Source organism: Pseudomonas sp. KBN12P06040, from assembly GCF_037574965.1.
Taxonomy (GTDB): domain Bacteria; phylum Pseudomonadota; class Gammaproteobacteria; order Pseudomonadales; family Pseudomonadaceae; genus Pseudomonas; species Pseudomonas aeruginosa.
Map to the genome: position 1 here is coordinate 4,757,843 of NZ_JBBELS010000001.1, position 25,750 is coordinate 4,783,592.

Genomic DNA, 25,750 nt, shown 5'->3' on the forward strand with positions numbered 1-25,750 from the left:
CTCTCCTCAGCGGTTTTCCAGGCTGGCTGCCCGAGCGTAGGGCAGCGCGCTCTCTGTACCACTGACGGCGGATTGTTGCACGTGCTGACGCAGGTAGATCGGCAGACGCTGCTCATGCCAGCGGGTATCGCTGGACGAGGAGTTGGTGATCACCTGCGGCGCCCCCTGCTCTTCGCTGTAGCCGGCCAGCACGGCCGGGCCTTTCACCTGCGGCAGGGCGATCTGCGGGGTGGTCCCCTGTTGCGCCATCTGCGGCAGGGCGTCGTTCTGGTTGTACAGACGCACGCCGGCCAGCACCGCCAGGGTCACCGAGGCAGCGACCGCCAGGCGACCGACCATCCGCCACGGCCCCTTCTCCGCTTTCGGCGGAGCGGCCTCGTCGGCCAGGGCAGCCGAGACCGCCGCAGCGATATCCAGCTTCGGCAGGGTAGGCTCGCGGTGCATGACGGACCGCGCCAACTGGTAGCGCGACCAGGTGGAACGCAGCTCGGCATCCTCGCCGCAAGCTGCGAGCACCCGCCGCAACTCGAGTTCATCCGCTTCGTTATCCATCACAGCGGACAGAGTTTCCTGCAGGGCTTCACGACTCATAGCGATACCTCTCTTGGCATTTGCCGCTGTGTCAGGCTTCTCGCAACAAAGGCTGCAGAGCTTTGTCGATTGCTTCACGAGCGCGGAAGATCCGCGACCGCACCGTCCCCACCGGACACTGCATCACGGTGGCGATATCTTCGTAACTCAAACCTTCGAACTCGCGCAGGGTCAGGGCCGTGCGCAAATCCTCGGGCAACTGCTGGATGGTCTGGTGCACGGTGGCCTCGATCTCATCCCGCAACATCGCCCGTTCCGGCGACTCGATGTCCTTCAGGGCGTGGTCGCCCTCGAAGAACTCCGCATCCTCTGCGGTCACATCGCTGTCCGGTGGCCGACGCCCGCGAGCGACCAGATGGTTCTTCGCGGTGTTGATGGCGATCCGATACAGCCAGGTATAAAAAGCACTATCGCCGCGGAAATTGCCGAGCGCGCGGTATGCCTTGATGAAGGCTTCCTGCGCTACGTCCTGGGCTTCCTGGGCGTCGTGCACGAACCGCACGATCAATCCCAGTATCTTGTGCTGGTATTTCAGTACCAGCAGATCGAAAGCCCGCTTGTCTCCGCGCTGTACCCGTTCAACCAGTTGCTGATCCTGTTCCTGGGTTAGCATGAAAGCTCCTCTTCGAACCTGGAGGAGCTTCGAGCGTCCCAGCGAATCGTCTTGCCAAGATAGACTCGGGCTTCTTGCAAAAGTTCTCCCCTCCAAGCATGCGTCACGAGTTTTTTCCTCGCTCGTGACGTGCGGCCCCGGACATCGTGTCCGGGCCCCGCGAAAATGGATTGCATCGGGCTCAGGGCCCGGCCTCTGTGCCGCTGGGTAGGCCAACCGGACGAGGTCTTCAGGCATCCTGCTTTGGAACCGATGCGTCTAAGAAAGTTCCAGCACTACATCGCCCCGCTCTGATGACGCCTGCCGATGACAGGCCCGCAGCTCATCCGCCGGACCGGCAGCGGGGGTGCGCTATTGTGCCGCCAGGCCCTTCTATATACTAGGGCTCCACCACGGGGAAATGCGGGCATGAGCCAACATTATCAACACGATGTACTGGTCATCGGCAGCGGCGCCGCCGGCCTGAGTCTGGCCCTGACCCTTCCGGAACACCTGCGCATCGCCGTCCTCAGCAAGGGCGAACTGTCGCAGGGCTCGACTTACTGGGCCCAGGGCGGCGTGGCCGCCGTGCTGGACGATACCGACACCGTGGAATCCCACGTCGAGGACACCCTGGTCGCCGGTGGCGGCCTGTGCCGCGAGGACGCGGTGCGCTTCACCGTGGAGCATAGCCGCGAAGCGATCCAGTGGCTGATCGAACAGGGGGTGCCCTTCACCCGCGACGAGCAGCACAACCACGAGGAAGGCAGCTTCGAATACCACCTGACCCGCGAAGGCGGGCACAGCCACCGGCGCATCATCCATGCCGCCGACGCCACCGGCGCTGCGATCTTCAATACCCTGCTGGCCCAGGCTCGGCGGCGACCGAACATCGAGCTGCTGTCGCAGCGGGTGGCGGTCGACCTGATCACCGAGCGCAAGCTCGGCCTGCCGAGCAAGCGCTGCCTGGGCGCCTACGTGCTGAATCGGGAAAGCGGCGAAGTCGATACCTTCCGTGCCCGCTTCAGCGTGCTGGCCTCCGGCGGCGCGAGCAAGGTCTACCTTTATACCAGCAATCCCGACGGCAACTCCGGCGACGGTATCGCCATGGCCTGGCGCGCCGGCTGCCGGGTCGGCAACCTGGAGTTCAACCAGTTCCATCCGACCTGCCTGTACCACCCGCAGGCCAAGAGTTTCCTCATCACCGAGGCATTGCGCGGCGAAGGCGCCCTGCTCCGCCTGCCCAATGGCGAGCGTTTCATGCCGCGCTTCGACCCGCGTGGCGAACTGGCGCCCCGGGACATCGTGGCCCGCGCCATCGACCATGAAATGAAGCGCCTGGGGATCGACTGCGTCTACCTGGACATCAGCCACAAGCCGGCCGAGTTCATCAAGGCGCACTTCCCCACCGTCTACGAGCGCTGCCTGGACTTCGGCATCGACATTACCCAGCAACCGATCCCGGTAGTGCCGGCCGCGCACTATACCTGCGGCGGCGTGCTCGTCGACCAGCACGGGCATACCGACGTGCCGGGCCTCTACGCCATCGGCGAGACCACCTTCACCGGCCTGCACGGCGCCAACCGCATGGCCAGCAATTCGCTGCTGGAATGCTTCGTCTATGCCCGCTCTGCCGCCGCCGACATGCTCCAGCGCCTGCCCGGCACGCCCCTGCCGGAAAGCCTGCCGAGCTGGGACGCCAGCCAGGTCACCGACTCCGACGAGGACGTGATCATCGCGCACAACTGGGACGAACTGCGGCGTTTCATGTGGGACTACGTCGGTATCGTGCGCACCAACAAGCGCCTGCAGCGCGCCCAGCACCGGGTGCGCCTGCTGCTCAGCGAGATCGACGAGTTCTACAGCAACTACAAGGTCAGCCGCGACCTGATCGAGTTGCGCAACCTGGCACTGGTCGCCGAACTGATCATCCGCTCGGCCATGCAGCGCCGCGAAAGCCGGGGCCTGCACTACACGCTGGATTATCCGGACCTGCTGCCCGAAGCCCGCGACACTATCCTGGTGCCGCCCATCTACGGCGACTGAAGCGCAGGCGGACACGCAGGCGCCGATGGCTGTCGGCCCCCAACGCATCGGCCGGGATACAGCAGCCAAGGATGCGCCAGCGGCCCGGCAGGCGCACGCGCAGTACGATCAGCCAGGGCAGCGCCAGGCTGTCAGGGCGCAATTGCACCGCTTGCCAGCCGCTTCCGGCGCTCCACAGCTGCCAGCCCCGCTCGTCATGGCGCAAGCCGCGGAAGGCCCGCGAGCCGCGCAGCAGTACCTGGCGGTACAGCCCCCAGGCACCGTAGGCCAGGCAGACCAGCGCCAGCGGCGGCTTCAGCCAGACCGGCAGCGCCGCCAACAGGATCGACAGCAGCGCCAGGGCCCACAGTGCCAGGCTCGCCGCCAGCAGGATCGGAGAGACCCGCCAGCGGCATTCGAACGGCTCAATCCGGCTGGACACGGTCCAGGATCATCCGCACCATCCGCCGCAGGTCGGCGTCTTCCGGCTCGCCGCGCTGCATGAACCAACCGAACATGTCCTGGTCCTCGCACTCCAGCAGCTTGCGGAAGCGCGCCTGATCCTCGGCGTCCAGGCCCGGGTAAACCTCCTGCACGAAAGGCACCAGCAGCACATCCAGTTCCAGCATGCCGCGACGGCTGTGCCAGTAGAGTCGTTTCAGTTCGGTTTCATCTGCCATGTTCGGGCTCCTCGAAAACGCCCGGCATTATAGGGCGGTTGCGCTCGAATGGCGCGGCCCGATGACGAGGCGTCGCTCCGCCGGCGTCCGCCCTTGGTCGTATTGCCCGGCAAACCAAGGGTATCCGCGCGGGACGCAGGCCCATGCCGACGGCGGCCTCGGAAGTGTCCGACAACCGTCAAGGCGGATGCGCCAGGCATTCGTGCCCGCTGACAAGCCTCGGACCGAGTTCTATGATGACGGTCCTGACTGACTGACCGCGCAGCATCGCAATGGCCGACCCCGCTTTCCACACCCCGCTAGTCCATGAAGGCATCCTCGCCGTCCGCGGCCCGGACGCCGCCAAGTTCCTCCAGGGCCAGCTGACCTGCAACCTCGCCTACCTGAACGACGAGACCTCCAGCCTCGGCGGCCGCTGCAACATCAAGGGCCGCCTGCTATCGAGCTTCCGCATCCTGCCCGAGGGCGACGGCCTGCTGCTGGCGATGGCCGGCGAGCTGCTCGAGGCCCAGTTGGCGGACCTGAAGAAATACGCCGTATTCTCCAAGGCCAGCCTTGCCGACGAGAGCGCGGCCTGGCTCCGCATAGGCTTGCGCGACGCCAGCGAGGCACTGCGCGCCCTGGGGATAGACACCCCGGCGGAGAGCGGCAGGATCGCCCGCCACGGCGACCTGCTCGCCGTCGCCCTGGGCGACGCCCGCGTCGAGCTGTGGATTCCGGCGCAGCGCGCCGAGACGGTGCTTGCCACGCTCCGCGAGCACAGCCGCGAGGCGCCGCTTGACGATTGGCTGCTCGGCCAGGTGCGCGCCGGCGTCGGCCAGGTGTTCGGCGCTACCCGCGAGCTGTTCATCCCACAGATGATCAACCTGCAGGCGGTCGGCGGGGTCAGCTTCAAGAAGGGCTGCTATACCGGCCAGGAAATCGTCGCCCGCATGCAGTATCTCGGCCGCCTCAAGCGCCGCCTGTATCGCCTGGCGCTGGGCGGAGACGAGGTGCCGGCGCCCGGCACCGGGCTGTTCTCGCCGGTCCATTCCACCAGCGTCGGCGAAGTGGTACTGGCCGCCCGTACGCCGGAGAACAGCGTGGAATTGCTCGCCGTGCTGCAAGACGACGCCGTCGCCGACGGCCGGATCAGCCTCGGAAGCGCCGAAGGAGCGCCGCTCGTCCTCCTCAATCTGCCTTACACGCTGGACAGCGACCGCGAAATCCAGCGCTGACCGTAAACTGTGCCTCGCCGTCCGCGGACGGCCCGCCAGTATTCCCATGGCCGGTGCACGTAGAGCGTGCTCCGGCCATTGCGTTTTCAAAGGAAATGCCATGAGCAAGCTTGCCGACAAAGTCCAACAGGACCTGATCCGCGCCATCGATCAGGATGAACTGGTGCTGCCGACCCTGCCCGAGGTGGCCCTGCAGGTCCGCGAGGCGGCGGAGGACCCGGATGTCAGCATCCAGGCCCTGAGCAAGGTGATCGGCAACGACGCGGCGCTGACCGCGCGCATCATCCGCGTGGTGAACAGTCCGCTGCTGCGCAGCCCGAAGGAAATCACCGACCTGCAGATGGCGATCAGCCGGCTGGGCATCAACTACACCTGCAACCTGGCCACCGGCCTGGCCATGGAGCAGATGTTCCAGGCCACCACCGACGTGGTCGACCGCAAGATGCGCGAAGTCTGGAACAAGAGCACCGAGATCGCCGGCATCTGCCACGTGCTGGCCCGTCACTACACCCGCCTGGCGCCGGACCAGGCGACCCTGGCCGGGCTGGTGCACCAGATCGGCGTGCTGCCGATCCTCACCTACGCCGAGGATCACAACGAGCTGCTGTCGGACTCCATCAGCCTGAGCCACGTGATCGAGCGCATCCATCCGCTGATCGGCGAGCGCATCCTCAAAGCCTGGGATTTCCCCGCGCCGATCGCCGAGGTCCCGCGCCAGCACCTGGACTTCACCCGCAACTCGCCGCGCGCCGACTATACCGACCTGGTCCAGGTCGCCACCCTGCAGAGCTACCTTGGCAGCGAGCATCCCTATACCCGCCTGGACTGGAGCCAGATCCCGGCGTTCGCCAAGCTCGGCCTCGAACCGACCGTCGACATGAAGGAAGACGAGGACCTCTCCAGCGCCCTGGAAGCCGCCACCAGCATGCTGCAATAGGCCGCCCTACTCCGCCGGGAAGCGCACCCGCACCAGCAAGCCGCCCAGTTCGCCCTGGTCGAGCTGGATCTGCGCCCGGTGCGCCCGGCAGACCTCGCCGACGATCGCCAGCCCCAGGCCGCTGCCGGGGCTGTCGCCGCGCCGGTAGAAGCGCTGGAAGACCCGCTCGCGGTCGGCGGCGGGAATTCCCGGGCCATCGTCTTCCACTTCCAGCACGCCTCCCTCCAGCACCCTGAGGATCACGTTGCCGCCCTGCGGGGTGTGCGCCAGCGCGTTGTCCAGGAGGTTGCTGAGCAATTCGTTGAGCAGCGTCGGTTCACCCTGGATCCACACCGGCCCGGCGCTTTCCAGCGCCAGCGAGGCTCCCCGCGCATAGGCCAGCGGCGCCAGCGCCAAGCCCAGTTCCCGGGCCAGGGCGGTCAGGTCGATACGCTCGGCGCCACCCTCAGCGATGGCCTGGGCGCCGCTTTCGATGCGCGCCAGGGAGAGCAACTGGTTGGCCAGGTGGATCAGTCGGTCGGTGTTCTTCGCCGTGGTCTCCAGGGTCGAACGCCAGGCTTCCGGCTCCTGCTCGCGCAGGCCCAGTTCCAGGCGCGCCTTGAGCGCCGCCAGCGGGGTGCGCAACTCGTGGGCGGCATCGGCGATGAACTGCGACTGCCGCTCGAACAGGCTGCGCAGGCGCTGGGTGAAGTGGTTCAGCGACTCCACCAGCGGCCGCAATTCATGCTGGACCTCGAGCATCGGCAACGGCCGCAGGTCGTCCGGCTGGCGCTCTTCCACCTCGCGGCGCAGGCGATCCAGCGGACGCAGCGCGGCGCTCACCGCCAGCCACACCAGCACCAGCGCGCCGACGCCGAGGACGCCCAGGCGCAGCAGGGTATCGGTCATCAGGCTGCGCGCCATGCGCTCGCGGGCGCCTTCGGTCTCCGCCACGCGGATCTCCGCCATGCCGCTCATGCTCGGTTCGCTGACCGGTTGCAGCAGGCTCACCACGCGTACGTCGACGCCCTGGTAGACGCCGTCGTAGAACTTCGCCAAGGCCGGGTAGTCGTCGGTGCGCAGGGTCTCGGCGGGTGCTGCCGGAAGATTCTCGTAGCCGGAGATCATCCGACCATGGATGTCGTTGACCTGGTAGAAGATCCGCCCGGCGCTGTCGTAGGCGAAGGTATCCAGCGCCACGTAGGGGACGTCGGCGCGCAGGGTGCCGTCCTTCTCGTAGAGCCCGTCGGCGATCGCCCGCGCCGAGGCCAGCAAGGTCCGGTCGTAGGCGGTGTCGGCCACCTCGCGGCCGTTCCAGTAGGCGCTCAGGCCGCTCGCCAGGAGCACCAGCAGCAGGAGCAGGGCCAGCCACAGCAGCAGCCGTCCGCGCAGACTGCCGGCATCAGTCACCCTGCGCCTCCAGCAGGTAGCCGAGGCCGCGGAAGGTGACGATGCGCACGGCGCCGCCTTCCAGCTTCTTGCGCAGGCGGTGGACGTAGATCTCGATGGCGTCGGCGCTGGCCTCCTCGTCCAGGCCGAAGACCTGGGCGGCCAGTTGCTCCTTGCTCATCACCCGCCCCGGACGGGCGATCATCGCTTCCAGCACCGCCTGTTCCCGCGAGGTCAGGGTCAGCGGCTGCTCGTCGAGGCTGAAGCGCCGGGTGCCGAGGTCGTAGACCAGGGCGCCGCAGCGCTGCAACTGTTCGCCGCCGAGCACGCTGCGGCGCAGCAGGGCCTTGACCCGCGCCTCCAGCTCGGACAGTTCGAAAGGCTTTGCCAGGTAGTCGTCGGCGCCGAGATTGAGGCCGTGCACCCGGTCCTTCACCTCGCCGCGCGCAGTCAGCATCAGCACCGGCAGGGTCTTGCCGCGCCCGCGCAGGCGCGCCAGCACCTCGAAGCCGTCCATCCGCGGCAGGCCGACGTCGAGGATCGCCAGGGCGTACTCCTCGCTGGCCAGGGCCAGGTCGGCGGCCACCCCGTCCTGCAGCAGGTCTACCGTCCAGCCAGCGCCCTTGAGCGCCTGGACCACGCTTTCGGCGAGCTGCGGATGATCTTCCACCAGAAGGATGCGCATGGACGGTTCTCCACCACCGGATGAGGGCACAAGAGGCGAAGTGTACCGGGGAAAACCCTCCGGTAAATGGCTTCTCTGCCACCGGGGATTGCTGAAAGCCTGGCGAAAGCTTGGCGTCTTAGGATCAGTCGATGGACGGCGCAGATCGTCCGCCAAAACGCCCTGCAGCGTGGTGCTCGGCGTACAAGAACAAGAATCGGAGACCACTGCATGTCGACTTCCCTGCCGCAGGCCGCAAGGTCTGTACGTTTGTCCCGCAGCACCACCCTGACCACCACCGCCGTCGTGCTCGCCGGCATCGCGCCCCTGGGCAACGCCGCCGGCTTCCTCGAAGACAGCAAGGCCAGCCTGGAAACCCGCAACTTCTACATGAACCGCGACTTCCGCGACGGCCCCGGCCAGTCCAAGCGCGAGGAGTGGGCGCAAGGCTTCATCCTCAACCTGCAGTCCGGCTACACCCAGGGCACCGTCGGCTTCGGCCTCGACGCCATGGGCATGCTCGGCGTCAAGCTCGACTCCGGCCGCGGCCGCAGCGGTACCGGACTGCTGCCGAAGGATTCCGACGGCCGCGCACCGGACACCTACTCGAAACTGGGCCTGACCGCCAAGGTCAAGGTCTCGCAGAGCGAGCTGAAGGTCGGCACGCTGATTCCGAAGCTGCCATCGGTACAACCGAACAACGGGCGGATCTTCCCGCAGATATTCGAAGGCGCGCTGCTCACCTCGAAGGAGATCAAGGACCTCGGCTTCACCGCCGGGCGCCTGGAAAAGACCAAGATCCGCGACTCCAGCGACTCCGAGGACCTCGCGCTGAACGACAAGAACGGCCGCTTCGCCGGGGTCAGCGCCGATCACTTCGACCTCGGCGGACTGGACTACAAGCTCACCGACCAACTCACCGCCAGCTATCACTACAGCAACCTGCAGGACGTCTACCGCCAGCACTTCGTCGGCCTGCTGCACAGCTGGCCGATCGGTCCCGGCGAACTGACCAGCGACCTGCGCTTCGCCCGCAGCACCGACAGCGGCTCGGCCAAGGCCGGCGGCATCGACAACAAGTCGCTCAACGGCATGTTCACCTACAGCCTTGGCAACCATGCCTTCGGCGCGGCCTGGCAGCGAATGAACGGCGACGACGCCTTCCCCTACCTGGAAGGCAGCAACCCCTACTTGGTCAACTTCGTCCAGGTCAACGACTTCGCCGGCCCCAAGGAGCGTTCCTGGCAACTGCGCTACGACTACGACTTCGTCGGCCTCGGCATTCCCGGCCTGACCTTCATGACCCGCTACGTCAAGGGCGACAATGTCGAACTCGCCGGGCAGAGCGGCGAAGGCCGCGAATGGGAACGCAACACCGAACTGCAGTACGTGTTCCAGAGCGGCGCGCTGAAGAACCTCGGAATCCGCTGGCGCAACGCGACCTTCCGTTCCAATTTCACCCGCGACATCGATGAGAACCGCCTGATCGTCAGCTATACCCTGCCGATCTGGTAAGCCAGAACAAGAACTCCACAGGAGCACCGATGATGATGAAACTGTCTTTTCGTCCCCTCGCCTTGGTTGCCGCCGGCCTGCTGCTGGCCGGCGCCGCCGTGGCCGAACCCAAGCGTCCCGAATGCATCGCCCCGGCGTCCCCCGGCGGCGGTTTCGACCTCACCTGCAAGCTGGCGCAGAGCGCCCTGGTCGAGGCCAAGCTGCTGAGCAAGCCGATGCGCGTCACCTACATGCCCGGCGGCGTCGGCGCGGTCGCCTATAACGCGGTGGTCGCCCAACGCCCGGGCGACGCCGGCACCATCACCGCCTTCTCCAGCGGCTCGCTGCTGAACCTGGCCCAGGGCAAGTTCGGCCGCTTCGACGAGAACGCGGTGAAATGGCTGGCCGCCATCGGCACCAGCTACGGCGCCATCGCGGTGCGCACCGATTCGCCCTACAAGAACCTCGACGACCTGGTGAAGGCGCTCAAGGCCGACCCGAGCAAGGTGGTGATCGGCTCCGGCGGCACCGTCGGCAGCCAGGACTGGATGCAGACCGCGCTGATCGCCAAGGCCGCCGGGATCAATCCGCGCGACCTGCGCTACGTGGCCCTGGAAGGCGGCGGCGAGATCGCCACCGCGCTGCTCGGCGGGCACATCCAGGTCGGCAGCACCGACATTTCCGACTCCATGCCGCACATCCTCAGCGGCGACATGCGCCTGCTCGCGGTGTTCTCCGAAGAACGCCTGCCGGAGGCGGCGATGGCCAACATCCCCACCGCCAAGGAACAGGGCTACGACATCGTCTGGCCGGTAGTTCGCGGGTTCTACCTCGGGCCGAAGGTCAGCGACGAAGACTACGCCTGGTGGAAGAACGCCTTCGACCAACTGCTGGCCTCCGAGGACTTCGCCAAGCTGCGCGACCAGCGCGAGCTGTTCCCCTTCGCCATGACCGGCGAGGAACTCGACGGCTACGTGAAGCAGCAGGTCCAGCAGTACAAGCAACTGGCCAAGGACTTCGGCCTGATCCAGTAAGCCAGCCCGCGCGCGGCCGGGCCCCGGCCGCGCCACGAGGATAGTCCCATGACCCGTTCCAACCTGTACCAGCGCCTGTTCGCCGGGCTCTGGCTGCTCGCCTGCGTCGGCCTGGCGGTCGCCGGCTGGCGTTACCAGGCGCCGTTTTCCTACGAACCGGTCGGCCCGCGCGCCTACCCGCTGCTCTGCCTGGCGCTGATGGGCGCCGGCCTGGCCTGGTTGATCGTGCGGCCGACGCCGATCCGCCACGCCGAGGACGAACAGCCGCTGAGCGGCGCCGTGCTGCTCAAGGTGCTCGCCTGCATCGCCCTGCTTCTGGTGTTCGCCGGTCTGTTCGAAGCGCTCGGTTTCATCCTCAGCGCCGCCCTGGTCGGCTCCTGCATGGCCATTCTCTACGGCGCCCGGCCACTGCCCGCGGTGATCACCGCGAGCCTGCTCGGGATCGGCCTCTACTGGCTGTTCGACCGCGCCCTGGACGTCCCGCTGCCGCTGGGCGTTCTCGACTTCCTGCCGCTGTGAGGACTTCGCGATGGAAACCTTGAACTACCTCGGCCAGGGCTTCGGCGTCGCGATGACCCCGACCAACCTGATCACCGCGCTGATCGGCACCCTGATCGGCACTATCGTCGGCCTGCTGCCGGGCCTCGGCCCGATCAACGGCGTGGCGCTGCTGATCCCGGTGGCCTTCGCCCTGGGCCTGCCGCCGGAAACCGCGCTGATCCTGCTCGCCGCCGTGTACCTGGGCTGCGAGTACGGCGGGCGGATCAGCTCGATCCTGCTCAACATCCCCGGCGAAGCCTCGACCGTGATGACCACCCTCGACGGCTACCCGATGGCACGCAAGGGCCTGGCCGGCGTGGCCCTGTCGCTGTCGGCCTGGAGTTCCTTCATCGGCGCCTTCATCGCCACCTGCGGGATGGTCCTGTTCGCCCCGCTGCTGGCCAAGTGGGCGATCGCCTTCGGTCCGGCGGAATACTTCGTACTGATGGTCTTCGCCATCGTCTGCCTCGGCGGCATGGCCGGCGACAAGCCACTGAAGACGCTGCTGGCGGCGTTGCTCGGGCTGTTCCTGTCCTGCGTCGGGATCGACGCCAACAGCGGCGTGTACCGCTTCACCGGGGACAGCATCCACCTCGCCGACGGCATCCAGTTCGTGGTCCTGGTACTGGGTCTGTTCTCGGTCAGCGAGATTCTCCTGTTGCTGGAAAAGACCCACCACGGCCAGGAAGCGGTCAAGGCCACCGGGCGGATGATGTTCAACTTCAAGGAAGCCGCCAGCGTATTCCTGGTCAACCTGCGCTGCGGCGTGCTCGGCTTCGTCATGGGCGTGCTGCCCGGCGCCGGCGCGACCCTGGCCAGCGCCGTGGCCTACATGACCGAGAAGAAGCTGGCCGGCGCCAAGGGCGAGTTCGGCAAGGGCGACATGCGCGGCCTCGCCGCCCCGGAGACCGCCATTGGCGGCGCGGCCTGCGGCGCCATGGTGCCGATGCTGACCCTCGGCGTGCCCGGTTCGGGCACCACCGCGGTGATGATCGGCGCCCTGACCCTGTACAACATCACTCCCGGCCCGCTGCTGTTCCAGCAGCAACCGGACATCGTCTGGGGCCTGATCGCCTCGCTGTTCATCGCCAACGTCATGCTGATCATCCTCAACGTGCCGATGGTCCGTGTGTTCACCCGCATCCTCGCGGTGCCGAACTGGGCCCTGGTGCCGGCCATCGCGATCATCACCGGGATCGGCGTGTACGGCGTGCACGCGACTACCTTCGATCTGTTCCTGATGGTCGGCATCGGCGTGCTCGGCTACATCCTGCGCAAGCTCGACTTCCCGCTCTCGCCGCTGCTGCTGGGCTTCATCCTCGGCGGGCTGATGGAACAGAACCTGCGCCGCGCGCTGTCGATCTCCAACGGCGAACTGGGCATCCTCTGGTCGAGCCCGATCAGCCTGGTGACCTGGGCCCTGGTGGTGGTGATGCTGCTGTTGCCGCTGGTCCGCGCCTGGCGCCGCCGCGCGGCCCGTCGCACGACAGGGCTGGCCGATGCCTGAGCGCGTCACCTGGAGGCTGTACTGGGCGACGCCGTTGGTCGGCGCCCTCGGCGGCTGGCTGGCAAGCCTGGTCGGCTGGCCGCTGCCGTGGATGATCGGCTCGCTGCTGGCGGTGATGCTGGTGCGCTGCCTGGCCGACCTGCCGCTGGCCGAAGTGCCGGGGGCACGCAAGTGCGGGCAATGGATCGTCGGCATCGGCATCGGCCTGCACTTCACCCCGGCAGTGATCGAGCAAGTGCTGGCGCACAGCGCGATCATCGTTTTCGGCGCCGTGGCCACCACGCTTTCCAGCGTACTGGCGATCGCCTTCATGCGCCGCAGCGGCGAGGACCGCGCCACCGCGTTCTTCGCCAGCATGCCCGGCGGCGCCAGCGAGATGGTCAACCTCGGGCAGCGCCACGGCGCGGTGCTCAGCCGCGTCGCCGCAGCGCAGAGCCTGCGCCTGTTGCTGGTAGTGCTGCTGGTGCCGGCGGCGTTCCAGTACCTGCTCGGCGGCGGCCAGCCGGGCCCGCACCAGGCCGCGCCGGTGGACTGGCGCTGGCTGGCCCTGCTGTTCCCGGCCGGGGCGCTGGTCGCGCTGGGCTGGCAGAAGTTGCGCCAACCCAATCCCTGGCTACTCGGCCCGCTGCTGCTGGCGGCCAGCGTCAGCCTCGGCTTCGACCTGCATATCGGCCTGCCGGCCGGTTCCAGCGGCGTTGGCCAATGGCTGATCGGCAGCGCCCTGGGTTGCCATTTCAACCGCAGTTTCTTTCGCAGCGCTCCGGCCTTCGTCAGTCGCACCCTGGTCTGCACGCTGTGGATGATGTTCGCCGCGGCGCTCGCCGCCGAGTTGCTCGGCTGGCTGACCACCCTCGACCACCAGTCGCTGATGCTCGGCATGATGCCCGGCGGCATCGCCGAGCTGAGCCTGACCGCCGAAGCCTTGCAGCTCTCGGTGCCGCTGGTCACCGCCCTGCAGGTGCTGCGGCTATTGCTGGTGCTGTTCCTCGCCGAGCCGTGCTTCCGCTACTGGAGGAAGCGCGCCGGCTGATCGAGCCACGCCGCCACACTGGATGTGTGGCGTTTTCCAGCCCGCCTCGTGCGGGCTTTTTTATTCCGCGCGCGGCCAGAGGGCACACAGCGGCGCCCGCCATGTGAAGAGCTGGGCGACAGTGGTCAGAGGTCCGGCAGCGACCAGTCGATAGGCGTCTTGCCGTTCTGCTCGAGGAACTTGTTGGTGCGGCTGAAGTGACCGTTGCCGAGGAAACCGCGGTAGGCCGACAACGGCGACGGGTGCGCCGACTTGAGGATCAGGTGGCGCTGCGGGTCGATCAGCTTCTGCTTGCTCTGCGCGTGGCTGCCCCAGAGCAGGAACACCAGGCGCTCGCAACGCTCGTTGACCACCTCGATGACGCGGTCGGTGAACGGCTGCCAGCCGGCATTGGCGTGGGAGCCGGCCTTGGCCTGCTCGACGGTCAGCGAGGTGTTGAGCAACAGCACGCCCTGCTCCGCCCAGCGCTGCAGGTAGCCGTTGTTGGGAATCGGGATGTTCAGGTCGCGGTTGAGTTCCTTGTAGATGTTCTGCAAGGACGGCGGCGTCGGCACGCCGGGCTGCACCGAGAAGCACAGGCCGTGGGCCTGGCCTGGTCCGTGGTAGGGATCCTGGCCGATGATCACCACCTTGACGTTCTCCAGCGGCGTGGTGTTCAGCGCGTTGAAGATCAATGGCCCGGGCGGAAAGATCACCTTGCCGGCGGCCTTCTCCTGGCGCAGGAACTCGCCCAGTTGCTTCATGTAGGGCTTGTCGAATTCCTCGCGCAGCGCTTCCTTCCAACTCGCCTCGAGCTTGATGCGGTCGTCGTTATCGGTCATGGAACCCCCTGTCTCGGTACTGAAAAAGTCGTCCGGCCTTTTTCAGAAGGTCGCCGACAGCCTGTGGCCGCGGAACCGTAGAAAAGCGCGCCGCGCTTGTCAATCTCGGGACAGGCGGGCCTCTTCCAGCGGATACTTCACGCGCACCCGGTTGCGGTACAGGCACTCGCTGGCCAGCAGGGTGCCGGCCTGGCCCTTTTCCCGGATGTCGCGCCAGATCTCGTTGAGCCTCAGCACTGCCTCGCCGTCGCGGACAAAACGCTGGGCCCTCTCGTAGACGTGGTAGCGCACAGGGCGCGGCGCGCTGCACAGCAGTTCGCCTTCCAGTTGGTGGGCGGCGATATGGAAGCGCAACTGGAAGGTATCCGCCGTCGGATTGTGCAGCACCAGGTCGATGAAGTTGTAGAAGATCGCCGCGCCCGAGCCGAACGGCAGGATCCGTCCCTCGTCGGGAAACGGGTCGAAGCTGTGGTTGGCCCGCTCCACCACGCGCAGCGGCGAATGCAGGGCCATCTAGTGGATCAGGTTGCTCAGTTGGCAGATGCCGCCGCCGATTCCGCTGCGCGCCTCGCCGAAGGACAGCTCCATGCCTTCGACGAAGCCACGCCGGGCGCTGGGCCGACCGACCAGCCGGCAGAACGAGAAGTACTCGCCGGGGCCGATGCGCACGCCGTTCATGCAGTCCACCGCCAGGCGCAGGTTGACCACCTTGTTGCGTTGCAGGGCGAGGTCGCTGTCGCCGAGGCGGCGGATCAACTTCGAGGTGTGCTTGATGTAGCGGTACGGCAGGCGCTCGTCGACCGATGGCAACCGCACGTAGCGACGGCCGCCAAGACGCCAGCGGCAGTGCCGCCAGAGACGTCGTTGCCAGACCCGCAGCCAGTAGAGCCAGGGGTGGTAGAGCGATAGGGGTTTGCGCATCGACGATCCTTGTCGGTCTCGGGCCCACGGGCCGGAGGCAGCATTATGCCCGGAGCACTAGCCCTGGTGCAGCGCCCGGTAGTGACTGGGCGCCATGCCCACCACCTTGCGGAACAGCCGCGAGAAGTAATAGGGATCGGCGTAGCCGAGCTGCTCGGCGATCTGCCGCACCTCCAGCGCGCCCTCGTCGAGCAGGCGGCAGGCGTGGGCCATCTTCATCTGGATGAAGTCCTGGATCGGCGCCTGGCCGGTCAGGGCGCGGTAGGTCTTGGCGAAATGGAAGCGCGACAGCTTGAACTGCGCCGCCAGCTCGTCGAGGTTGAGGCTGTCGTGCAGGTGCGCGCGCATCAGCGCCTGCACCGCGTCGATGTCCAGCACCCGCCCGGATTTCAGGCTGGCCCGCGCCGGACGCACCGCCAGCGAGGTGAGCAGGCCCTGCAACAGGTGCGCGGCATGGATGAAGTGCGGCAGGCTGAGGCCCTGGCGACGCAGCGCCAGCAGCGCGTCGAACTCCGCCAGCAGGCGCGGCTGCATGCCCAGGCGCAGGCGCGGAGCGCTGCCCAGCGGGCGCAGGAAGTCCTCCGCCAGGAGGCCTTCGAAATGTACCCAGTAGATGCTCCAGGGCCGCTGCGGGTCGGCGCCGTAGGCGTGTTCCAGGCCCTTGGGCAGGACCAGCAGGTCGCCGCCGCCGACCTCGACGCGCTCGTCGGCGCACTCCAGCCAGCCGCGTCCGGCACGGCAGTAGATCAACAGATGGTCGTCCGGCGCGCGCCGCTGCATGTGGTGGCCATGCGCCTCCGGGTAGTAACCGAGGGCCAGTGGGTAGCAGGCCTGGCCGAGCGGATGGCGGGCCAGGGCGCGACGCAGGCGGGGCGGCGTGATGAAACGCACCCCCTGGTTGGGCAGGGGCCAGGCGGAGGTCTGTACGGAACGCTTCACGGCGACGCGACTCGGCAGTCTGAATCCCAAGATCGTCCATCCCTTGCGCAAGATCGTCAATCCACAGGCGGCTTGCGGCCGGCTATAACGACTCAAAACAACATCCCGGTCCACCGGGAAGCGGAGGCGACGATGGCCAAGGCAATCCCCCAGCTGATCGACGGCGAATGGCGCGGCAGCCGTTCCCGCGAACTGATCGAAGTCACCGATCCGGCGACCCAGGACGTCCTCGCGCTGGCGCCGAAGGCCACCGCCGACGAGATCGAGCAGGCCATCGCCAGCGCCCAGCGCGCCTTCGAGACCTGGCGCGAAGTCCCGGCTCCCGAGCGAGCGCGGTTGATGCTGCGCTACCAGCACCTGCTCAAGGAACACCACGACGAACTCGGCGAACTGCTGGCCCGGGAGACCGGCAAGAACCTCGCCGATGCCAAGGGCGACGTGTGGCGCGGCATCGAGGTGGTCGAACACGCCGCCAACGTGGCCAGCCTGATGATGGGCGAGACGGTGGAAAACGTCGCCCGCGAGATCGACACCGCCAGTTGGATCCAGCCCCTCGGCGTGTGCGCCGGGATCACCCCGTTCAATTTCCCGGCGATGATCCCGCTGTGGATGTTCCCGCTGGCCATCGCCTGCGGCAACACCTTCGTCCTCAAGCCCTCCGAACAGGATCCGCTGACACCCAATCGCCTCGCCGAGCTGTTCCTCGAGGCCGGCGCGCCGAAGGGCGTGCTGCAGGTGATCCATGGCGGCCGCGAGCAGGTCGATGCCCTCCTCACCCACCCGGACATCCGGGCGATTTCCTTCGTCGGCTCGGTCGCCGTCGGCCAGCACGTGTACCGCACCGGCACCGCGCACCTGAAGCGGGTGCAGGCCTTCGCCGGGGCGAAGAACCACATGGTGATCCTCCCCGACGCGAACAAGGCCCAGGTTCTCGGCAACCTGGTCGGTGCCAGTTGCGGCGCCGCCGGCCAGCGCTGCATGGCGATCAGCGCGGCGGTGTTCGTCGGCGCGGCGCGCGAGTGGATTCCCGAACTGGCCGAGCGGATGGCCGCCCTGCGCCCCGGCCACTGGCAGGACCCGGACGCCGCCTATGGTCCGCTGATCAGTCCGCAGGCGCGCCAGCGCGTGCTGCGCCTGATCGCCGAAGGCAAGGCGGAAGGCGCCGAGTGCCTGCTCGACGGCTCGCAGTGCCAGGTCGAAGGCTATCCCAACGGCAACTGGCTCGGTCCCACCCTGTTCCGCGCAGTGACGCCGAAGATGGGCCTGTACCGCGAGGAGATCTTCGGCCCGGTGCTGGCTTGCCTGGAGGTCGATACCCTGGAAGAGGCGATTGCCCTGGTCAACGCCAATCCCTATGGCAACGGCACCAGCCTGTTCACCCGCTCCGGCGGCGCCGCTCGGCGCTACCAGCACGCGGTGCAGGTCGGCCAGGTGGGGATCAACGTGCCGATCCCGGTACCGCTGCCGTTCTTCTCCTTCACCGGCTGGAAGGGTTCCTTCTACGGCGACCTGCACGCCTACGGCAAGCAGGCGGTGCGCTTCTATACCGAGACCAAGACCGTCACCAGCCGCTGGTTCGACGATGAACCGACGACCGCCGAATCGTCGGCCGGCCCGAACATGACCATCCATCTCAAGTGACCCGAGGACCTATGGATTTCGACCTCACCGAAGAACAACGCCTGCTGGTGGAGAGCGCCCGCGCCTTCGCCCGCCACGAACTGGCGCCGAAGGCGGCCGACTGGGACCGCGACCATCACTTTCCGGTGGAAGTCATCCGCGCCGCCGCCGAACAGGGCTACCTCGGCCTGTACATCGCCGAGGAAGACGGCGGCCTGGGCCTGTCGCGGCTGTCCACCTCGCTGATCTTCGAGCAACTGGCCGCCGGCTGCGTGGCCACTACCGCCTACATCAGCATCCACAACATGGCCGCCTGGATGCTCGCCTCGTTCGGCGACGCGGCGCTGAAGGAGGCCTGGCTGCCCGGCCTGATCGGCGGCGAGTCGCTCGCTTCCTATTGCCTCACCGAGCCCGATGCCGGCTCCGACGCCGCGCGCCTGCGCACCCGCGCCCGCCGCGAGGGCGACGAATACGTGCTGGACGGCAGCAAGTGCTTCATTTCCGGCGCCGGCAGCACCCAGGTGCTGATCGTCATGGCGCGCACCGGCGAGGACGGCGCCAGGGGCATCTCCTGCTTCCTGGTGCCGGCCGACGCGCCCGGCATCCGCTACGGCCGCAACGAGGACAAGATGGGCTGGCGCGCGCAGCCGACCCGCACCATCACCTTCGAAGGCGTGCGCATCCCCGCCGGCAACCGCATCGGCCCGGAGGGCCAGGGCTTCGTCTATGCCATGAAAGGCCTCGACGGCGGCCGCCTGAACATCGCCAGTTGTTCCCTGGGCGCCGCCCAGGCGGCGCTGGAGCAGTCGATGCGCTACGTCGAGGAGCGCGAGCAGTTCGGCAAGCCGCTGGCGACCTTCCAGGCCTTGCAGTTCAAGCTCGCCGACATGCTCACCGAACTCACCGCCAGCCGCCAGATGGTCCGCCTCGGCGCCCATCGGCTGGACCGCGGCGACGCCGAGGCGACCCTGTACTGCGCAATGGCCAAGCGCTTCGCCACCGACCGCTGCTTCGATGTCTGCAACGAGGCCTTGCAACTGCACGGCGGCTACGGCTATCTCAACGATTATCCGCTGGAGCGCTGGGTACGCGACACCCGCGTGCACCAGATCCTCGAAGGCACCAACGAAATCATGCGGGTGATCGTCGCCCGCCGCCTGCTGGAGCAGGGCGGCATGCTCGATCGCCTGCTGTGAACGCCGCGAACCATCGCATCCGATAGTGCCGGGACGCCCCGGCCCATGATCCAGTGAGGGACTTCATGAACACTGCCGTCGAACCCTACAAGGCTTCCTCCTTCGACCTGACCCACAAGCTCACCGTGGAAAAGCACGGGCACACCGCGCTGATCACCATCAACCACCCGCCGGCCAACACCTGGGACCGCGACTCGCTGATCGGCCTGCGCCAACTGATCGAGCACCTCAACCGCGACGACGATATCTACGCCCTGGTAGTGACCGGCCAGGGGCCGAAGTTCTTCTCCGCCGGCGCCGACCTGAACATGTTCGCCGACGGCGACAAGGCCCGCGCTCGCGAGATGGCCCGCCGCTTCGGCGAGGCCTTCGAGGCGCTGCGCGATTTCCGCGGGGTGTCGATCGCGGCGATCAACGGCTACGCCATGGGCGGCGGCCTGGAGTGCGCCCTCGCCTGCGACATCCGCATCGCCGAGCGCCAGGCGCAGATGGCCCTCCCGGAGGCCGCGGTGGGCCTGCTGCCCTGCGCCGGCGGGACCCAGGCGCTGCCCTGGCTGGTGGGCGAAGGCTGGGCCAAGCGGATGATCCTCTGCAACGAGCGGGTGGATGCGGAAACCGCCCTGCGCATCGGCCTGGTCGAACAGGTGGTGGACAGCGGCGAGGCGCGCGGCGCCGCCCTGCTGCTGGCGGCCAAGGTGGCACGCCAGAGCCCGGTGGCGATCCGCACCATCAAGCCGCTGATCCAGGGTGCCCGCGAACGCGCGCCGAACACCTGGCTGCCGGAGGAGCGCGAGCGCTTCGTCGATCTGTTCGACGCCCAGGACACCCGCGAAGGGGTCAACGCCTTCCTCGAGAAGCGCGATCCCAAGTGGCGCAACTGCTGAGCCTTCCCATCGAACCCGGCGGGCTGCGCCACAGCCCGCCCGAGCCGAGAGCCCCGACATGAACGTGCTTTTCGAAGAACGCCCGAGCCTGCATGGCTTCCGCATCGGCATTGCCACCCTGGATGCGGAAAAGAGCCTGAACGCCCTGTCCCTGCCGATGATCGAGGCCCTGGCGGCGAAACTCGACGCCTGGGCCGAGGACGCCGGCATCGCCTGCGTGCTGTTGCGCGGCAACGGCGCCAAGGCCTTTTGCGCCGGCGGCGACGTGCGCAAGCTGGTGGACGCCTGCCGTGAGCAACCCGGCGAGGTACCGGCCCTGGCGCGACGCTTCTTCGCCGATGAATACCGCCTCGACTACCGCATCCACACCTACCCGAAACCCTTCATCTGCTGGGCCCACGGCTATGTAATGGGCGGCGGCATGGGGCTGATGCAGGGTGCCGGGATTCGCATCGTCACCCCGTCCAGCCGCCTGGCGATGCCGGAGATCGGCATCGGCCTGTACCCGGACGTCGGCGCCAGCTGGTTCCTCGCCCGCCTGCCCGGCAGGCTCGGCCTGTTCCTCGGCCTGAGCGCGGCGCAGATGAACGCCCGCGACGCTCTCGACCTCGACCTGGCCGACCGCTTCCTTCTCGACGACCAGCAGGACGCCCTGCTCGCCGGCCTGGTGCAGATGAACTGGAACGAGTCGCCCCAGGTGCAACTTCACAGCCTGCTTCGCGCCCTCGAACACGAGGCCCGCGGCGAACTGCCGGAGGCCCAGTTGCTCCCGCGCCGGCCGCGCCTGGACGCACTGCTCGACCAGCCGGACCTGGCGAGCGCCTGGCAGGCGCTGGTGGCGCTGCGCGACGACGCCGACCCGCTGCTTGCGCGTGGCGCGAAGACCCTGGCCGAGGGCTGCCCGATGACCGCGCATCTGGTCTGGCAGCAGATCGAGCGTGCGCGCTACCTGTCGCTGGCCGAGGTGTTCCGCCTGGAATACGCCATGAGCCTGAACTGCACGCGCCATCCGGACTTCGCCGAGGGGGTACGCGCAAGGCTGATCGATCGCGACAACGCACCGAACTGGCATTGGCCGCAGGTGGAATCGATCCCGCAGGCGGTGATCGAGGCGCACTTCGAGCCGACCTGGGAGGGCGAGCATCCGCTGGCGGGGCTCTGATCCGCCGCGCCGCCCTCTGCCGAAGGAGGGCGCGGGCCCGCCACGTCCATAGCGTCTAAGCTGTTTCACAGCATCCCCAAGAGGCCTCGCGGCCGCCACAGGAGGAGCTCCATGAAACAGATCGCCTTCATCGGCCTCGGCCACATGGGCGCGCCGATGGCCACCAACCTGCTCAAGGCCGGCTACCTGCTGAACGTCTTCGACCTGGTGCAGAGCGCCGTCGACGGCCTGGTCGCCGCCGGCGCCAGCGCCGCCCGCAGCGCCCGCGACGCGGTGCAGGGCGCCGACGTGGTCATCAGCATGCTGCCGGCCAGCCAGCACGTCGAAGGCCTGTACCTCGACGACGATGGCCTGCTCGCGCACATCGCCCCCGGCACCCTGGTGCTGGAATGCTCGACCATCGCCCCGACCTCGGCGCGCAAGGTCCACGCCGCCGCCCGCGAGCGCGGCCTGGCGATGCTCGACGCGCCGGTGTCCGGCGGCACTGCCGGCGCGGCGGCCGGCACCCTGACCTTCATGGTCGGCGGCGACGCCGAAGCCCTGGAGAAGGCCCGGCCGCTGTTCGAGGCCATGGGTCGGAACATCTTCCATGCCGGCCCCGACGGCGCCGGCCAGGTCGCCAAGGTGTGCAACAACCAGCTCCTCGCGGTGCTGATGATCGGTACCGCAGAAGCCATGGCCCTGGGTGTGGCCAACGGCCTCGAGGCGAAGGTGCTGGCCGAGATCATGCGCCGCAGCTCCGGCGGCAACTGGGCGCTGGAAGTCTACAACCCCTGGCCGGGGGTGATGGAGAACGCTCCGGCGTCGCGCGACTACAGCGGCGGCTTCATGGCCCAGTTGATGGCCAAGGACCTCGGGCTGGCCCAGGAAGCCGCCCAGGCCAGCGCCAGCAGCACGCCGATGGGCAGCCTGGCGCTGAGCCTGTACCGTCTGCTGCTGAAGCAGGGCTATGCGGAGCGGGACTTTTCCGTGGTGCAGAAATTGTTCGATCCGACCCAAGGCCAATAGACAGACAGGCGGGTCCGCGCCCAGGCTGGTCGATTCGACGATGCGAGGAGCCCGCCTTGAACGCCCTGCTGCTGCGTTACCGTTTCCGCCTGCTGTTCTTTTCCACTGTGCTGTTCACGGCGATCCTCGGCCTGCCGTCGAGCACCAAGCCACGGGTGCTCGGCAGCCTCCTGCTGCTGGTGCTGGCCGGGATGAACACCTTGCGCAGACGCAGTCCGCTGGTCTACCTGACGGCCTTCTTCGGCCTGTTCAGCCTGGCCCTGTACACCACTGCGGATTTCAGCAGTCCCTACTCCAGCCTGCCGCCCGGCCTGCTGCGCGGGCTGAGCCTGATCCTGCTGTACCTGACCCTGTTCGCCGCGCTGTTCCGCCGCGTCACCCAGGAGCGCCCGGTGACCCACGAGCTGCTCTACGGACTCTGCGCGCTCTACCTGCAGATGGCGCTGGCCTTCGCTCTCGCCTACTACATGGTCGAACAGATGCAGCCAGCCAGCTTCATCGCCAGCCATGGCGCACTCGGCCTGGATACCTTCGTCTACTACAGCCTGGTGACCCTGACCACCGTGGGCTACGGCGACATCCAGGCGATCAACCCGCTGGCGCGCCTGCTGGCCGGCAGCGAAGGAGTGATCGGGGTCCTGTTCATCGCCCTCGCCGTGGCCCGCAGCCTGACCCTGATGAGCGACAGCGAGGAGGTCTGATTATTAAGCTGGGCTAACGAGTGCATCCCCCTCGCAGCGGTTTATCCCGGCGAGCGCAGGGCGGATGATGCTGATCGACGCCGCTCTGCGGCATTTCTCGAACGGAAGGTGCAGCATGAAAATCGCCCTGATCGGCGCCACCGGCCACGTCGGCCACTATTTCCTCAACGAAGCCCTGCAACGCGGCCACGCGGTAACCGCCCTGGTCCGCGACCCGAGCAAGCTGGCGGCGCGCGACGGCCTCGGCGTAGTGCAGGCGGACGTCAGCGACCCGGCCCAGGTGGCCAGCGCCGTGGCAGGCCACGAGGTGGTCATCAGCGCTTTCAACGGCGGCTGGGGCAGCGCCGACCTCCGCGCCCGCCACGCCGCCGGCAGCCAGGCCATTCTCGACGGCGTGAAACGCTCCGGCGTGCCGCGCCTGCTGGTTCTCGGCGGCGCCGGGAGCCTGGAGATCGCCCCCGGCCAGCGCCTGGTGGACAGCCCGGAATTCCCCGAGCAGTGGAAGCAGGGCGCCCTCGGCGCCGCCGACGCCCTCGACCAACTGCGCGGCGAGCAACGACTGGACTGGGTGTTCCTCAGCCCTGCGATGCTCCTCGAACCCGGCCAGCGCAGCGGCAAGTTCCGCCTCGGCGGCGACCAGGTCCTGTTTGACGCCAAGGGCGAGAGCCGGATTTCCCTGGAAGACCTGGCGGTAGCCATGCTCGACGAGGCCGAGCAGCCCCGTCATCATCGCCAGCGCTTCACCGTGGCCTACTGAAAAGACCAGGCGCCCCTCTCGGGCGCCTTCGTCGTCAGCCTTCGGACTTCGCCGCCGGCGTGACGATATCGAACCAGAAGTCGAAGTCGCCGAGCATGCCGAACAGTTGCCCCAGCAACAGCGGATTGCCGGAACTCTTCAGTTTGCCCTCGAAGACCAGGCGTACCGCCGATACCTCCTTGAGCAGCAGCCGGTTGAGATCGGCGCGGTCGATGCTCACGGTCTGCCCGGCGTCCTCGCTCTGCACGCCGCGCAGGTTGTTCAGGTGCGAGTTCTTCAGTTCCAGCAGGTAGTTCTCGCCGATGTCCGGCAGGCGCAGGTTGATGCTCAGCGCCTTGCCTTCCGCAGCGCCGGCGTCCAGGCGCACGCCGAGATAGTCGAACAGCAGGCCGGTGTCCATCGCCGCCAGGGCATCGGCGCTGCCGGCCTTCATCGTCGGCTGGTCGCGCGGTACGCCGTGGCGCAGTTCGTAGGCGGCGCTGAGGTAGCTGTTGCGCCAGCCGGCGTTCTCCGCCTGGTAGCCGAGTTGCTCCAGGGCGTCGGCCTGCAGCTCGCGCGCGGCCCGATTATCCGGCTCGGCGAAGACCAGCCTGTTGACCACCTCGACCACCCAACGGTATTCGCCCCTGGCGTACGACGCCCGCGCTTGCTCCAACAGGCGCTCGGCGCCGCCCATGTATTCCACGTAGCGGCCCGCCGAGTCCTCCGGGCTGAGCGGGTCGAGGCTCGCCGGGTTGCCGTCGTAGTAGCCCAGGTAGCGGTTCAGCACGGCCCGTGCGTTATGGCTGACCGAGCCGTGGTAGCCGCGGTCGTACCATTCCTGGTCGAGGCTGGGCGGCAGGTGCAGGCGGTTGTGCACCTGGCCGATGGTCACGCCCTGGTTGGCCAGGTGCAGGGTCTGGTCGTGCAGGTAGCCGTACAGGTCGCGCTGCTTCTCCAGCACCTCGACGATCTCCGCGTTGCCCCAGCGCGGCCAGTTGTGCACCGCGAACATCACCTCGGCCTGCCTGCCGAAACGATGCAGCGCCTGGTTGATGTACTTGCTCCAGCCCAGCGCATCACGTACCTCGGCGCCGCGCAAGGTGTACAGGTTGTGCAGGGTACCGACCACGTTCTCGGCCATCAGCAGGGCCTTCTGCCGCGGCAGCCAGATGTTCATCTCCGCCGGCGACTCGGTGCCCGGCGTGTTCTGGAAGGTGAACGGCACGCCGTCCAGCACCAGGTCCTCGCCCTCGCCTTCGATCAGGCGGGTCGGCGCCAGCAGGCTCAGCGGTCCGCGCGCCAATCCCTTGCCGATGGCCATGTCGACCTGCCCCTGCGGCCCCTTGGGCAGTTGCGTGCCGTACTGGTAGGTGGCGCGGCGCATCATGGCGTTGCCGGCCAGGACGTTCTCCTTGATCGCCGCCTCCATGAAGCCGGCCGGAGCGATGATCTGCACCGCGCCGCTGGCGACCTGCTGCGGCTCGACCAGACCGCGCACGCCTCCAAAGTGATCGGCGTGGGCGTGGCTGTAGATCACCGTACGGATCGGCCTCTCGCCCAGCTCGCGGCTGACCAGCTCGTAGGCCGCCCTGGCGGTGGCCGGGGTGGTCAGGGTGTCGACCACGATCCAGCCGCTGTCGCCGCGGATGAAGGTGATGTTGGCCAGGTCGAAGCCGCGCACCTGGTAGATACCCTCGGCAACCTCGAACAGGCCGTACTTGAGATTGAGCAGGGCCTGGCGTTGCAGGCTGGGATTGATGCTGTCCCGGGGCTTGCCGTCGAGGAGGAAGTCGTAGCCGCCGAGCTGCCAGGCGACGCTGCCGTCGGGGTTGCGGATGAGCACCCGCTCCGGGCGCCGGATCAGGCCGCGTTCGGCGCGCTCGAAGTCGGCACGGTCGGCGAACGGCAATTCCGCTTCGACCCGCCGCTGGGCCTCGACGGTGAAGGCGCTGGGCGGCTTGGACGCGGAGGGTTCGGCGGCGCCGGCGAGTAGCGGGGCGAGCGCCAGGAGTGCGAGCAGACGGCTCATCGGATGCTCCGTTTTATTGTTGTGAGGTTCGGCTGGCACTATGCCGAGCGG

At 67.7% G+C, this 25,750-nt stretch carries 24 protein-coding genes and 1 pseudogene; 15 read left to right on the forward strand and 10 right to left on the reverse strand.

What is annotated here, in order from left to right:
* Positions 1–6: 6 nt before the first annotated feature.
* Positions 7–591, reverse strand: a complete 585-nt coding sequence (gene mucA, locus VQ067_RS22375; protein WP_003101958.1) for an anti-sigma factor MucA — start codon at positions 589–591, stop codon at positions 7–9.
* Between the two features lie 31 nt (positions 592–622).
* Positions 623–1,204, reverse strand: coding sequence for an RNA polymerase sigma factor RpoE (gene rpoE, locus VQ067_RS22380; RefSeq protein ID WP_003085543.1), 582 nt, complete (start codon positions 1,202–1,204; stop codon positions 623–625).
* A gap of 408 nt (positions 1,205–1,612) precedes the next feature.
* Here rpoE and nadB point away from each other — a divergent pair, with 408 nt between their 5' ends.
* Positions 1,613–3,229, forward strand: coding sequence for an L-aspartate oxidase (gene nadB / locus VQ067_RS22385; protein WP_003110247.1), 1,617 nt, complete (start codon positions 1,613–1,615; stop codon positions 3,227–3,229).
* Here the strand turns inward: nadB and VQ067_RS22390 are convergent.
* Both VQ067_RS22390 and VQ067_RS22395 read right to left on the reverse strand, forming a co-directional pair.
* Positions 3,198–3,650 (reverse strand): protein YgfX, encoded by a 453-nt coding sequence (locus tag VQ067_RS22390; RefSeq protein ID WP_003454678.1) that lies wholly within the window; start codon positions 3,648–3,650, stop codon positions 3,198–3,200. The two genes, nadB and VQ067_RS22390, sit on opposite strands and share 32 nt — an antisense overlap.
* Complete coding sequence (locus tag VQ067_RS22395; RefSeq protein ID WP_003085532.1) at positions 3,634–3,888, reverse strand: FAD assembly factor SdhE; 255 nt, start codon at positions 3,886–3,888, stop codon at positions 3,634–3,636. Before VQ067_RS22395 ends, VQ067_RS22390 begins: the two co-directional genes overlap by 17 nt.
* 272 nt (positions 3,889–4,160) lie before the next feature.
* Between VQ067_RS22395 and ygfZ the strand changes: the two genes are divergently transcribed.
* Together ygfZ and VQ067_RS22405 are read left to right on the forward strand one after the other, a co-directional pair.
* Positions 4,161–5,105, forward strand: a complete 945-nt coding sequence (gene ygfZ, locus VQ067_RS22400; protein WP_033990008.1) for a CAF17-like 4Fe-4S cluster assembly/insertion protein YgfZ — start codon at positions 4,161–4,163, stop codon at positions 5,103–5,105.
* Between the two features lie 100 nt (positions 5,106–5,205).
* Positions 5,206–6,042 carry an HDOD domain-containing protein gene (locus VQ067_RS22405; RefSeq protein ID WP_003085528.1) on the forward strand — a complete coding sequence of 279 codons (837 nt, stop codon included), beginning with the start codon at positions 5,206–5,208 and terminating at the stop codon, positions 6,040–6,042.
* A gap of 6 nt (positions 6,043–6,048) precedes the next feature.
* Here the strand turns inward: VQ067_RS22405 and VQ067_RS22410 are convergent, their stop codons facing one another.
* Positions 6,049–7,431 (reverse strand): sensor histidine kinase, encoded by a 1,383-nt coding sequence (locus VQ067_RS22410; RefSeq protein WP_003085526.1) that lies wholly within the window; start codon positions 7,429–7,431, stop codon positions 6,049–6,051.
* Positions 7,424–8,095: a response regulator gene (locus VQ067_RS22415; RefSeq protein WP_003085524.1), complete on the reverse strand. Its 672-nt coding sequence runs from the start codon at positions 8,093–8,095 to the stop codon at positions 7,424–7,426. Before VQ067_RS22415 ends, VQ067_RS22410 begins: the two co-directional genes overlap by 8 nt.
* 210 nt (positions 8,096–8,305) lie before the next feature.
* Here VQ067_RS22415 and VQ067_RS22420 point away from each other — a divergent pair, with 210 nt between their 5' ends.
* Genes VQ067_RS22420 through VQ067_RS22440 form a run of 5 tightly spaced genes read left to right on the forward strand, consistent with a single transcriptional unit; the run spans position 8,306 to position 13,679 of the window.
* Entirely contained in the window at positions 8,306–9,589 is a 1,284-nt protein-coding gene (locus tag VQ067_RS22420; RefSeq protein WP_003140943.1) for an OprD family porin, read from the forward strand.
* 29 nt (positions 9,590–9,618) lie between these two features.
* A complete protein-coding gene (locus tag VQ067_RS22425; protein ID WP_003085519.1) occupies positions 9,619–10,602 on the forward strand; it encodes a tripartite tricarboxylate transporter substrate binding protein in 984 nt (327 codons plus the stop codon).
* Between the two features lie 48 nt (positions 10,603–10,650).
* On the forward strand, positions 10,651–11,121 hold the full coding sequence (locus VQ067_RS22430; protein WP_003085516.1) for a tripartite tricarboxylate transporter TctB family protein: 471 nt from the start codon (positions 10,651–10,653) through the stop codon (positions 11,119–11,121).
* A 10-nt stretch (positions 11,122–11,131) separates the two neighbouring features.
* Positions 11,132–12,649, forward strand: coding sequence for a tripartite tricarboxylate transporter permease (locus VQ067_RS22435; protein ID WP_003110251.1), 1,518 nt, complete (start codon positions 11,132–11,134; stop codon positions 12,647–12,649).
* Positions 12,642–13,679, forward strand: a complete 1,038-nt coding sequence (locus VQ067_RS22440) for an AbrB family transcriptional regulator (RefSeq protein WP_003134364.1) — start codon at positions 12,642–12,644, stop codon at positions 13,677–13,679. The genes VQ067_RS22435 and VQ067_RS22440 overlap by 8 nt, the downstream gene beginning before the upstream one ends.
* Before the next feature lie 125 nt (positions 13,680–13,804).
* Here the strand turns inward: VQ067_RS22440 and ung are convergent, their stop codons facing one another.
* The 3 genes and pseudogenes from ung to VQ067_RS22455 form a co-directional block, all read right to left on the reverse strand.
* Positions 13,805–14,500: a uracil-DNA glycosylase gene (gene ung / locus VQ067_RS22445; RefSeq protein ID WP_003106436.1), complete on the reverse strand. Its 696-nt coding sequence runs from the start codon at positions 14,498–14,500 to the stop codon at positions 13,805–13,807.
* A gap of 99 nt (positions 14,501–14,599) precedes the next feature.
* A pseudogene (locus VQ067_RS22450) lies at positions 14,600–15,421 on the reverse strand (VanW family protein).
* Positions 15,422–15,478: 57 nt separating this feature from the next.
* Positions 15,479–16,360, reverse strand: a complete 882-nt coding sequence (locus tag VQ067_RS22455; protein WP_010793852.1) for an AraC family transcriptional regulator — start codon at positions 16,358–16,360, stop codon at positions 15,479–15,481.
* Positions 16,361–16,492: 132 nt separating this feature from the next.
* On the opposite strand from VQ067_RS22455, the gene VQ067_RS22460 reads away from it, so the two are divergent.
* From VQ067_RS22460 to VQ067_RS22490, 7 genes are all read left to right on the forward strand, one after another.
* Positions 16,493–18,001: a CoA-acylating methylmalonate-semialdehyde dehydrogenase gene (locus VQ067_RS22460; RefSeq protein ID WP_023097959.1), complete on the forward strand. Its 1,509-nt coding sequence runs from the start codon at positions 16,493–16,495 to the stop codon at positions 17,999–18,001.
* Between the two features lie 11 nt (positions 18,002–18,012).
* Entirely contained in the window at positions 18,013–19,176 is a 1,164-nt protein-coding gene (locus VQ067_RS22465; protein WP_003085499.1) for an isobutyryl-CoA dehydrogenase, read from the forward strand.
* A 65-nt stretch (positions 19,177–19,241) separates the two neighbouring features.
* Positions 19,242–20,060 carry an enoyl-CoA hydratase gene (locus VQ067_RS22470; protein WP_003085498.1) on the forward strand — a complete coding sequence of 273 codons (819 nt, stop codon included), beginning with the start codon at positions 19,242–19,244 and terminating at the stop codon, positions 20,058–20,060.
* Positions 20,061–20,118: 58 nt separating this feature from the next.
* Entirely contained in the window at positions 20,119–21,222 is a 1,104-nt protein-coding gene (locus VQ067_RS22475; RefSeq protein WP_003114169.1) for an enoyl-CoA hydratase/isomerase family protein, read from the forward strand.
* A gap of 111 nt (positions 21,223–21,333) precedes the next feature.
* Positions 21,334–22,230: a 3-hydroxyisobutyrate dehydrogenase gene (gene mmsB / locus VQ067_RS22480; protein WP_003116513.1), complete on the forward strand. Its 897-nt coding sequence runs from the start codon at positions 21,334–21,336 to the stop codon at positions 22,228–22,230.
* A gap of 56 nt (positions 22,231–22,286) precedes the next feature.
* The gene (locus VQ067_RS22485) at positions 22,287–22,931 is read left to right on the forward strand and encodes a potassium channel family protein (RefSeq protein WP_003085490.1); all 645 of its coding nucleotides are present in this window, start codon (positions 22,287–22,289) and stop codon (positions 22,929–22,931) included.
* 115 nt (positions 22,932–23,046) lie between these two features.
* Positions 23,047–23,688: an NAD(P)-dependent oxidoreductase gene (locus tag VQ067_RS22490; RefSeq protein WP_003098346.1), complete on the forward strand. Its 642-nt coding sequence runs from the start codon at positions 23,047–23,049 to the stop codon at positions 23,686–23,688.
* 34 nt (positions 23,689–23,722) lie between these two features.
* On the opposite strand, the gene VQ067_RS22495 is transcribed toward VQ067_RS22490, so the two are convergent.
* Entirely contained in the window at positions 23,723–25,699 is a 1,977-nt protein-coding gene (locus VQ067_RS22495) for an alkyl/aryl-sulfatase (RefSeq protein ID WP_033990010.1), read from the reverse strand.
* Positions 25,700–25,750 lie beyond the last annotated feature (51 nt).

What these genes read in the sequence shown, in the direction of transcription:
- mucA (WP_003101958.1), bottom strand. Translation starts at nt 591, where the DNA reads ATGAGTCGTGAAGCCCTGCAGGAAACTCTGTCCGCTGTGATGGATAAC.
- rpoE (WP_003085543.1), bottom strand. Translation starts at nt 1,204, where the DNA reads ATGCTAACCCAGGAACAGGATCAGCAACTGGTTGAACGGGTACAGCGC.
- nadB (WP_003110247.1), top strand. Translation starts at nt 1,613, where the DNA reads ATGAGCCAACATTATCAACACGATGTACTGGTCATCGGCAGCGGCGCC.
- VQ067_RS22395 (WP_003085532.1), bottom strand. Translation starts at nt 3,888, where the DNA reads ATGGCAGATGAAACCGAACTGAAACGACTCTACTGGCACAGCCGTCGC.
- ygfZ (WP_033990008.1), top strand. Translation starts at nt 4,161, where the DNA reads ATGGCCGACCCCGCTTTCCACACCCCGCTAGTCCATGAAGGCATCCTC.
- VQ067_RS22405 (WP_003085528.1), top strand. Translation starts at nt 5,206, where the DNA reads ATGAGCAAGCTTGCCGACAAAGTCCAACAGGACCTGATCCGCGCCATC.
- VQ067_RS22415 (WP_003085524.1), bottom strand. Translation starts at nt 8,095, where the DNA reads ATGCGCATCCTTCTGGTGGAAGATCATCCGCAGCTCGCCGAAAGCGTG.
- VQ067_RS22420 (WP_003140943.1), top strand. Translation starts at nt 8,306, where the DNA reads ATGTCGACTTCCCTGCCGCAGGCCGCAAGGTCTGTACGTTTGTCCCGC.
- VQ067_RS22425 (WP_003085519.1), top strand. Translation starts at nt 9,619, where the DNA reads ATGATGATGAAACTGTCTTTTCGTCCCCTCGCCTTGGTTGCCGCCGGC.
- VQ067_RS22430 (WP_003085516.1), top strand. Translation starts at nt 10,651, where the DNA reads ATGACCCGTTCCAACCTGTACCAGCGCCTGTTCGCCGGGCTCTGGCTG.
- VQ067_RS22435 (WP_003110251.1), top strand. Translation starts at nt 11,132, where the DNA reads ATGGAAACCTTGAACTACCTCGGCCAGGGCTTCGGCGTCGCGATGACC.
- VQ067_RS22440 (WP_003134364.1), top strand. Translation starts at nt 12,642, where the DNA reads ATGCCTGAGCGCGTCACCTGGAGGCTGTACTGGGCGACGCCGTTGGTC.
- ung (WP_003106436.1), bottom strand. Translation starts at nt 14,500, where the DNA reads ATGACCGATAACGACGACCGCATCAAGCTCGAGGCGAGTTGGAAGGAA.
- VQ067_RS22460 (WP_023097959.1), top strand. Translation starts at nt 16,493, where the DNA reads ATGGCCAAGGCAATCCCCCAGCTGATCGACGGCGAATGGCGCGGCAGC.
- VQ067_RS22465 (WP_003085499.1), top strand. Translation starts at nt 18,013, where the DNA reads ATGGATTTCGACCTCACCGAAGAACAACGCCTGCTGGTGGAGAGCGCC.
- VQ067_RS22470 (WP_003085498.1), top strand. Translation starts at nt 19,242, where the DNA reads ATGAACACTGCCGTCGAACCCTACAAGGCTTCCTCCTTCGACCTGACC.
- VQ067_RS22475 (WP_003114169.1), top strand. Translation starts at nt 20,119, where the DNA reads ATGAACGTGCTTTTCGAAGAACGCCCGAGCCTGCATGGCTTCCGCATC.
- mmsB (WP_003116513.1), top strand. Translation starts at nt 21,334, where the DNA reads ATGAAACAGATCGCCTTCATCGGCCTCGGCCACATGGGCGCGCCGATG.
- VQ067_RS22490 (WP_003098346.1), top strand. Translation starts at nt 23,047, where the DNA reads ATGAAAATCGCCCTGATCGGCGCCACCGGCCACGTCGGCCACTATTTC.
- VQ067_RS22495 (WP_033990010.1), bottom strand. Translation starts at nt 25,699, where the DNA reads ATGAGCCGTCTGCTCGCACTCCTGGCGCTCGCCCCGCTACTCGCCGGC.